The sequence below is a fragment of the Streptomyces sp. LS1784 genome (genome assembly GCF_020103755.1).
GTDB lineage: Bacteria > Actinomycetota > Actinomycetes > Streptomycetales > Streptomycetaceae > Kitasatospora.
The window spans coordinates 1-9,019 of record NZ_JAHSQD010000342.1 but is presented as its reverse complement, the minus strand read 5'-3'; the positions used below and the strand labels follow the sequence as shown (position 1 = coordinate 9,019).

General features: G+C 72.0%; 6 protein-coding genes and 2 pseudogenes. 7 read left to right on the top strand and 1 reads right to left on the bottom strand.

Going from position 1 to position 9,019, the window contains the following annotated elements; all coding sequences use genetic code 11:
* A pseudogene (locus KS423_RS30030) lies at positions 1-332 on the bottom strand (hypothetical protein); the annotation flags it as partial.
* A 135-nt stretch (positions 333-467) separates the two neighbouring features.
* Here KS423_RS30030 and KS423_RS30025 point away from each other — a divergent pair.
* The 7 genes and pseudogenes from KS423_RS30025 to KS423_RS29995 all read left to right on the top strand — a co-directional run.
* Positions 468-1,682 carry a sensor histidine kinase gene (locus KS423_RS30025; RefSeq protein ID WP_224282918.1) on the top strand — a complete coding sequence of 405 codons (1,215 nt, stop codon included), beginning with the start codon at positions 468-470 and terminating at the stop codon, positions 1,680-1,682.
* The gene (locus KS423_RS30020) at positions 1,670-2,314 is read left to right on the top strand and encodes a response regulator transcription factor (protein WP_224282917.1); all 645 of its coding nucleotides are present in this window, start codon (positions 1,670-1,672) and stop codon (positions 2,312-2,314) included. The genes KS423_RS30025 and KS423_RS30020 overlap by 13 nt, the downstream gene beginning before the upstream one ends.
* A 2-nt stretch (positions 2,315-2,316) precedes the next feature.
* Positions 2,317-3,147 (top strand): DUF4097 family beta strand repeat-containing protein, encoded by an 831-nt coding sequence (locus KS423_RS30015; protein WP_224282916.1) that lies wholly within the window; start codon positions 2,317-2,319, stop codon positions 3,145-3,147.
* Between the two features lie 85 nt (positions 3,148-3,232).
* Positions 3,233-4,402 (top strand): tRNA dihydrouridine synthase DusB, encoded by a 1,170-nt coding sequence (gene dusB / locus KS423_RS30010; protein ID WP_224282915.1) that lies wholly within the window; start codon positions 3,233-3,235, stop codon positions 4,400-4,402.
* 564 nt (positions 4,403-4,966) lie between these two features.
* A complete protein-coding gene (gene ppdK / locus KS423_RS30005) occupies positions 4,967-7,675 on the top strand; it encodes a pyruvate, phosphate dikinase (RefSeq protein WP_224282914.1) in 2,709 nt (902 codons plus the stop codon).
* A gap of 303 nt (positions 7,676-7,978) precedes the next feature.
* The gene (locus KS423_RS30000; RefSeq protein WP_224282913.1) at positions 7,979-8,485 is read left to right on the top strand and encodes a ribonuclease; all 507 of its coding nucleotides are present in this window, start codon (positions 7,979-7,981) and stop codon (positions 8,483-8,485) included.
* A 138-nt stretch (positions 8,486-8,623) separates the two neighbouring features.
* Positions 8,624-9,019: pseudogene (locus KS423_RS29995) on the top strand (hypothetical protein); the annotation flags it as partial.

Below are 9,019 nucleotides of genomic sequence, written 5' to 3'. Positions count from 1 at the left end.
GCCGCACCGTCGGCGGCCAGCCGGCCCCAGGCCAGTACGTGCCGGCTCCGCCCGGCGGACGGGCAGTGCCGGGCCCCGCGCAGCAGGTGCGGGGCGAGCCGGGCGGCGACCACGACGTCGGTCAACTCCCCGTACTGGTACAGCTCCATCGCGGCCCGGCCGCGGCCGGACTCGACGCTGCGGACCGACCAGGGCCCGGCCCCGGCCGGCAGCGTCCCCTCCGGCAGCGTCCCCTCCGGCAGCGCGCCCTCCGGTGCCGGCGCTCCGGAAGCGCCCCCGGGGCCGGGCCGCCCGTGCGGCGGAGTGGCGGAGTGCGATGCAGTGCTCGTCATGCCCTCAAGCCTTCCGTTAGGACCCCCGTCCTGTCGGTGGTGCCCCACACCGAATCGGGGGTGTAGCTAGCTACACCCCCACCGGGAACCCCCCTTCATGGCGGCCCGTGATCACCGGGCCCTACGCTGTCCGGCATGCCTTCCACCACGTTGCGCCGAGCGCTCGTCAGGAGCCTCCGGCGCCCACCGTGGTCGCCCGAGGTCTGGCGGGACGTCCGCTTCACCGCCGCCGGAATACCCGTGGCGCTGCCGGTCTGGCTGGCCGTCACCGAGTCGCACCTGCTCTTCCCGGTGCTCGCCGCCGTCCTGGTCTGCGTCCGCCCGCTGACCGCCGTCCAGCGCAGCCGGCTGCGCGTCCTGCGCGGGGTGGAGGTGCCGCCGCTGCGGCCGCCGGAGGGGCGACGGGCCTGGCTGCTGGGGATGACCTGGCGTCAGGTCCTCTACCACCTGGTGGCCGGTCCGCTGCTGGCGGCGGGCGCGCTGGTGGTGCTGTACGCCTGGGCGGCCGCCGTGGTGCTGGCCACCGTGTACGGCTGGATCTGGCTGCTGCCCGCCGGCACCGAGCTGCGCACGGGCCTGGCCGGGGAGGACGTCCTGCTCACCGTCGGCGGGGTGCTGCTGCTGGCGGTGCTGCCGTTGTCGGGGACGCAGCTGGCCTGGCTGGAGGTGTGGGCGGCCCGGCGGCTGCTCGGCCCGGACCGGGCGGAGGCACTGGAGCGGCGGGTCGAGGAGATCGCCGAGAGCCGGGCCGGGCTGGTCGACGCGGTGGACGCCGAGCGCCGCCGGATCGAGCGCGACCTGCACGACGGCGCCCAGCAGCGGCTCACCTCCCTCGCGATGAACCTGGGCCTGGCCCGGCGCACCCTCAAGGACGTGCCGCCGGAGGTGATGCAGGTGATCGTCGACGCGCACGAGGAGGCCCAGGCTGCCATCGACGAGCTGCGCGACCTGGTCCGCGGCCTGCACCCGGCCGTCCTGGAGGACCGCGGCCTGGACGCGGCGCTGTCCGGCGTCGCCGCCCGGGCCCCGCTGCCGGTGCGCCTGGAGGTCGACCTCTCCGAGCAGGTCGCCCCGACCGTCGAGGCGGTCGCCTACTTCACCGTCTCCGAGGCGCTCACCAACGTGGCCAAGCACGCCAGGGCCAACCGGGTCGACCTCTCGGTGCGGACGGCCGGGGGGCGGCTGAGCCTGGTCATCAGCGACGACGGCGTGGGCGGCGCGGACCCCTCGCGCGGGACCGGGCTCACCGGCCTGCGCAAGCGCGCCGCCTCGGTCGACGGCACGCTGTCCGTTCTCAGCCCCCTCGGGGGCCCCACCACCATCACCGTGGAGTTGCCGTGCGTGCTGTGATCGCCGAGGACTCGGTCCTGCTGAGGGTCGGCCTGGTCAAGGTCCTGGAGGCGGTGGGCTTCGAGGTCGTGGCCGCCGTCGGGGACGCCACCGAACTGCTGGCCGCCGTCGAGGAGCACCGCCCGAAGGTGGTGGTGGCCGATGTCCGGATGCCCCCGGGGTACCACGACGAGGGGGTGAAGGCGGCGATGGTGATCCGCCGGCAGTGGCCGGACACCGCCGTCCTGCTGCTCTCCCAGTTCGTGGAGGAGCGCTACGCCGCGGACCTGTTGGCGACCAACACCAGCGGCGTCGGCTACCTGCTCAAGCAGCGGGTGGCCAACGTCGACGACTTCGTGGACGCGCTCCAGCGGGTCGCCGAGGGCGGCACGGCGCTGGACCCGGAGGTGGTCGCCCAGCTGCTGGTGCGCCGCCACCGGGACCCGCTGGAGAAGCTGACCCCGCGCGAGCGCGACGTGCTCGCCCTGATGGCGGAGGGCCGTTCCAACGCCGCGATCGCCGGCTCCCTGGTGGTCAGCGACAGCGCGGTGGCCAAGCACATCAACTCGATCTTCACCAAGCTCGACCTGCCGCAGGCCGAGGACAGCCACCGCCGGGTGATGGCGGTTCTGCGCTTCCTGGAGGTCGGGTAGCGGTGCGGGGGGTGAAGGCCTGGCGGGTCACCGGGACGGTCGTGATCGTCCTGGTCATGATCGTTGCCGGACTGCAGACCTGGTCGATGGCGGTGGAGCAGCGCACCAGCACCACCCGGCCGTACGACGTGGCGATCCACCGGGTCCGACTGGAGACCGGCAACGCCTCGGTCAAGGTGCGGGCCGGGCGGGAGGGCCACGTGGTGGTCCAGCAGCGTCTGGACTGGCTGGTGCGCAAGCCGGTGGTGTCCGCCGTCGTCGTCGACGGGGTGCTCACCGTCGGGATGCACTGCCGGCTGGTCCTGCCGTTCGTGGACTTCGGCTGCGGCGCCGAGATCGAGCTGGAGGTACCGGCCGCGACCGAGGTGACCGGGTCGGTGGGCTCCGGCTCCGTCCAGGTGGAGGGTCTGAGCGGGGACGTCGGGCTGGAGCTGACCTCCGGCCAGCTGCTGCTGTCCGACACCTCCGGGGACGTGACCGTGCACTCCACCTCCTCCGGGCAGGTGCAGGGCGGCAACCTGAGCTCTCGGCGGGTGACGGCACGGATGGGCTCGGGCACGGTGGTGCTGGACTTCGCCAAGGCCCCGCGCGAGGTGGACGCCACGGCCACCTCCGGCTCGGTGGAGATGACCCTGCCGAAGGACAGCCGGTACTCCTTCTCCAGCGAGGTCGGCAGCGGACACGGCCGGATCGACCCGCTGCTGTCGGACCCCGCCAGCCCGAACCGGGTGCACACCGCGGTCACGTCGGGGTCGATCTCGGTCCTCCCGTCGTCCGCGCGCTCGGAGCCGCCGGAGCCCCCGGAGCCGTCGCTTCCGTCGTCGGCTCCGTAGCGGGGGCCCCGGAGCGGGCGGAGACCGCTCACCCGGGTGGGGGACAATGGAGAGTCCCGTCCCCATCACCCGAGGTCAGCCGCGCATGACAGCCACGCCCGCACCCACCGCGTCCGACACCGAGTTCGCGCCGCTCGACATCGGCCCGATCCAGGTGTGGCCGCCCGTCGTGCTGGCGCCGATGGCCGGCATCACCAACGCGCCGTTCCGCACCCTGTGCCGGGAGCAGAGCGGTGGCCGCGGCCTGTACGTCTCGGAGATGATCACCACCCGGGCACTGGTCGAGCGCAACGCCAAGACCATGCAGCTGATCAAGTTCGACCCGAGCGAGAAGCCGCGTTCGATCCAGTTGTACGGGGTGGACCCGGTGACCGTCGGCAAGGCCGCCCGGATGATCTCCGAGGAGGGCCTGGCCGACCACATCGACCTCAACTTCGGCTGTCCCGTGCCCAAGGTCACCCGCAAGGGCGGCGGCTCGGCGCTGCCGTACAAGCGCAACCTGCTGCGCGAGATCCTGCGCGAGGCCGTCGCCAACGCCGGCGACCTGCCGGTGACCATGAAGATGCGCAAGGGCATCGACGACGACCACCTCACCTACCTGGACGCCGGCCGGATCGGCGCCGAGGAGGGTGTGGCCGCGATCGCCCTGCACGGGCGCACCGCCGCCCAGCACTACGGCGGGACGGCCGACTGGTCGGCGATCGCCCGGCTGCGCGAGTCCGTCCCGGCGCACATCCCGGTGCTGGGCAACGGGGACATCTGGTCGGCCGACGACGCGGTGCGGATGATGCGCGAGACCGGCTGCGACGGCGTGGTGGTGGGCCGCGGCTGCCTGGGCCGGCCGTGGCTGTTCAAGGACCTGGTCGCGATCTTCGAGGGCGACGTGGACTACGCCCGCCCAGACTTCGGCTCCGTGGCCGCGGCGATGGTGCGGCACGCGCAGCTGCTCGGCGAGTGGCTGGGTGACGAGGCGCGCGGCGTGATCGACTTCCGCAAGCACGTCGCCTGGTACACCAAGGGCTTCTCGGTCGGCTCCGAGCTGCGGGTGAAGCTCGCCGGCTCCTCCTCGTTGGCCGAACTGGCCGAAACCCTCTCCCAGGTGGAGCAGTCCCAGGGCTGGCCGGCCGGTGCGGACGGGCCGCGCGGGCGGACCAGCGGCAACAACCGGGTGGTCCTGCCGGAGGGCTGGTTGGACGATCCGTACGACTGCGCCCGGCCGGGCGCTGACGCCGAATCGGACACCTCCGGCGGATGATCTGTACGTACCGGCAAAAAAGGCCCTTCGGGGTCGACTGCCACTAGGTCCCAGCCATCTTGTCCATCCTGGACAAGAGGGCTCCTTTTCGGCGCCGTGTCATCACGGAGAGGGCACGCTTCCGGACACAGTGCGACGAGCGGCGGAGGCGGCCTGCGTTCGACCCGTGAGATGCGCTGGTGACGCTTGCCACATACGGTGGGAGCTGACGGTCTGTCGGTGGACGAAATGGACAGGTCGGCTGTGAATCGCTTCCCGAAGTCGGTCGGCCGGTGATCGGGCGATCCGGGTGCAGGAAATCAAGCCGGGGCGACGCCAAGGACCGGCGGTCGCTACCGTGCGTCCGGATCGTACGATCTCCGGGTTTGCATGCATTCAAGAGTTGAACGCTTGCTCGCGTCAGGCGGACGATTTCACCAACAGAGGTGAACGCCTTTATGCGCATTCGATCTAGCGGGTTACCTCTGGGTACCGACCTCGGGTGGCCTATTCAGGGCAGAGAAGTGCCTTCGAAATGGGTATGTTCTCCGGCGTCAGGGCAACCGCGTACGAGGAGACCGACCCGTGCCGTCCCAGCAGAAGTTTGTTTACTCCTTCACCGAAGGAAACAAGGACCTCAAGGACCTTCTTGGCGGCAAGGGCGCGAACCTGGCCGAGATGACCAACCTGGGCCTCCCCGTCCCTCCGGGGTTCACCATCACCACCGAGGCCTGCAAGGTCTTCCTGGAGACCGGCAGCGAGCCCACCTCCCTCCACGAGGAGATCAGCGCCCACCTGGACGCCCTCGAACAGGAGATGGGCAAGAAGCTCGGCCAGGCCGACAACCCCCTCCTGGTCTCGGTGCGCTCCGGCGCGAAGTTCTCCATGCCCGGCATGATGGACACGGTCCTCAACATCGGCCTCTCCGACGCCTCGGTGACCGGCCTCGCCGCCCAGTCGGGCAACGAGCGCTTCGCCTGGGACTCCTACCGCCGCCTTGTCCAGATGTTCGGCAAGACCGTGCTGGGCGTCGACGGCGAGCTGTTCGAGGAGGCCCTGGACGAGGCCAAGCACGCCAAGGGCACCACCAACGACCTGGACCTGGACGCTTCCGACCTCCGGGAACTGGTCGAGGTGTTCAAGGGCATCGTCGGGCGCGAGACCGGCCGGGCCTTCCCGCAGGACCCGCGCGAGCAGATGGACCTCGCCATCCACGCCGTCTTCCACTCCTGGAACGGCGACCGCGCCCGGCTGTACCGCCGCCAGGAGCGCATCCCGAACGACCTGGGCACCGCGGTCAACGTCTGCACCATGGTCTTCGGCAACCTCGGCGAGGACTCCGGCACCGGCGTCGCCTTCACCCGCGACCCCTCCACCGGCGCCCAGGGCGTCTACGGCGACTACCTGTCCAACGCCCAGGGTGAGGACGTCGTCGCCGGCATCCGCAACACCCTGCAGCTGTCGGAGCTGGAGAAGCTCGACAAGAAGTCGTACGACGAGCTGATGGCGATCATGCAGAAGCTCGAGAACCACTACCGCGACCTCTGCGACATCGAGTTCACCATCGAACGCGGCAAGCTCTGGATGCTCCAGACCCGCGTCGGCAAGCGCACCGCCGCGGCCGCCTTCCGGATCGCCGTCCAGCTGGTCGACCAGGGTCTGATCGACCTGGACGAGGCCCTGATGCGGGTCACCGGCGGCCAGCTCTCGCAGCTGATGTTCCCCCGCTTCGCCCCGAACACCGAGTCGCAGCAGATCGCCTGGGGCCTGGCCGCCTCGCCGGGCGCCGCGATCGGCAAGGTCGTCTTCGACTCGTACACCGCCGTCAAGTGGTCCCGCTCCGGGGAGAAGGTCATCCTGGTCCGCCGCGAGACCAACCCGGACGACCTGGACGGCATGATCGCCGCCGAGGGCATCCTGACCTCGCGCGGCGGCAAGACCTCGCACGCGGCCGTGGTCGCCCGCGGCATGGGCAAGACCTGTGTCTGCGGCGCCGAGGAGCTGGAGGTCGACACCAAGGCCCGCCGCTTCACCACCGCCGACGGCCGGGTGATCCAGGAGGGCGACGTCGTCTCGATCGACGGTGCCACCGGCAAGGTCTACCTCGGCGAGGTACCCGTTCTGCCGTCCCCCGTGGTCGAGTACTTCGAGGGCACCCTGCACGCCGGCGCCGACGTCCAGGGCGGACTGGTCCAGGCCGTGCACCGGCTGATGTCGCACGCCGACGGCCGCCGCCGGCTGGCCGTGCGCGCCAACGCCGACAACGCCGAGGACGGCTCGCGCGCCCGCCGCTACGGTGCCCAGGGCATCGGTCTGTGCCGCACCGAGCACATGTTCCTCGGCGAGGAGCGCCGCAAGGAGGTCGAGCACCTGATCCTGGCGGACAACGACAAGGACCGCGAGCTCGCCCTCTCCACCCTGCTGCCGCTCCAGAAGGGCGACTTCCTGGAGCTCTTCCAGGCGATGGACGGCCTGCCGGTCACGGTCCGTCTGCTCGACCCGCCGCTGCACGAGTTCCTGCCGGACATCACCGAGCTGTCGGTGCGCGTCGCCCTCGCCGAGGCCCGCAAGGACCCGAACGAGAACGACCTGCGCCTGCTCCAGGCGGTGCACAAGCTGCACGAGCAGAACCCGATGCTCGGCCTGCGCGGCGTCCGCCTCGGCCTGGTCATTCCCGGCCTGTTCGGCATGCAGGTCCGGGCCATCGCCGAGGCCGCCGCCGAGCGCAAGCTGGCCGGCGGGGACCCGCGTCCCGAGGTGATGATCCCGCTGGTCGGCACCGTCCAGGAGCTGGAGCTGGTCCGCGACGAGTGCGAGCGGGTGCTCGCCGAGGTCGCCCAGTCCACCGGCGTGACGCTGGAGATCAAGCTCGGCACCATGATCGAGCTGCCGCGCGCCGCGGTGACCGCCGGGCAGATCGCCGAGGCCGCCGAGTTCTTCTCCTTCGGCACCAACGACCTGACCCAGACCGTCTGGGGCTTCTCCCGGGACGACGTGGAGGCCTCGTTCTTCACCGCCTACCTGGAGAAGGGCATCTTCGGGGTCTCCCCGTTCGAGACCATCGACCGTGACGGCGTCGGCTCGCTGGTCAAGCACGCCGTCGAGGCCGGCCGGGCCACCCGCCCCGACCTCAAGCTCGGCGTCTGCGGCGAGCACGGCGGCGACCCGGACTCGGTCCACTTCTTCCACGAGGTGGGGCTGGACTACGTCTCCTGCTCCCCCTTCCGGATCCCGGTGGCGCGCCTGGAGGCCGGCCGCGCCGCCATCGAGTCGGCGGGCAGCGACTCGCGCTGAGGAGGGTAGGCATCCCCACCTCGCGCGGACTCGACTGACCGCTCAACCCTCCCGTCGGGAGGGCGTACACCGGAGCTCGGCGCAGGAGAACCGGCGTACGTGACACGGCCGGGGGGGGGCGCGCACCAGCGGCCCCGGCCGCCCGCCCCGGCGGGCGCGGGGGGGCGGCCGCCCGGGGGGGGGCCCCCCGGGGGGGGGGCACGCCACCGCGGCCCCCGCCCCCCCCCGGCCGTACGTTCGTGTGGCCTCTGCCACGCGTGTACCTGGTCGGGCGCGGGGCCCGCGCCTGCCAAGCTGGAACGCATGACCAGACGCAAGAGCCCGCTCGTCGTCGTGGCCGTCCTGATCCTGGCGGTCCTGGCCGGAGTCGGCTACCTCCTCGCCGGCAAGGGCGGCGGCAGCCACCCCGAGGCCGCCGCGACCTCCACCGCCACCGCCGCGGGCACCTCGGCCCCCAAGCCCTCCGCGCCCAAGCCCACCCCGCCGCCCGGTGGCGGCGGCAGCACCTGGGTGCCCGCCGACCCCGCGCTGGCCGACGTCTGCCGCACCAAGCTCCCCAGCCAGGCGCAGGACACCCTCGCCCTGATCGCCAAGAACGGGCCGTACCCGTACAACCGGGACGGCATCGTCTTCGAGAACCGCGAGAGCCGGCTGCCGAAGAAGGCGGACGGCTACTACCACGAGTTCACCGTGGTCACCCCGGGCTCCAACGACCGCGGCACCCGACGGGTCGTCACCGGCGGTTCCGGCGAGCAGTACTGGTCCGCGGACCACTACGCCACCTTCCAGGAGATCGACCCCCGCTGCTGACACGGCGGCCCGCAGCCTCCGCCTCACGGCCCCGCCCTCCCGGGCGCGGGCCGTTTCGTATCTCCACTCCGGAAAGTACTTTCCAACTTGGAAAGTAGATGTCATTCTTGAGTTGCCATCACCATCGAGGGGGATTCCATGGCCGACTCCGTTTCCGCACCGCTCCCCGCCGCCGAGGCGCTGCGCCTCGCCGAGCGGGCCAGGGCCGCCGCCGGGCGGCCGAGTCGACTGCCCCGCTGGTACGGGCCGACGGTCGCCGCCGGGATGGTCCTGTTCGGCGCGGGTGTCGGCGTGGCGATCGCGACCGGGCACGCATGGTTCACCGGCGTGCTGGGCGGCGTCTGGGGCCTGACCTCCGGGGCCATTGGCTGGGCCGGCGTGCGCAGCGGCGGCGTCATGCCGAAGCAGGCGCAGCCCGCCCTGATCGTTCCCGTCCTGCTGGCCGTCCTCGCCGTCACCGCGGCCCTGCTCGCCGGCACGGGCCTCGCCATCTGGGCGGGCGCCGGCGGCGCCTGGGCCGCGCAGGCCGGTGCG

Coding starts and splice junctions, on each gene's coding strand:
- KS423_RS30025 (WP_224282918.1), top strand. CDS start 468: ATGCCTTCCACCACGTTGCGCCGAGCGCTCGTCAGGAGCCTCCGGCGC.
- dusB (WP_224282915.1), top strand. CDS start 3,233: ATGACAGCCACGCCCGCACCCACCGCGTCCGACACCGAGTTCGCGCCG.
- KS423_RS30000 (WP_224282913.1), top strand. CDS start 7,979: ATGACCAGACGCAAGAGCCCGCTCGTCGTCGTGGCCGTCCTGATCCTG.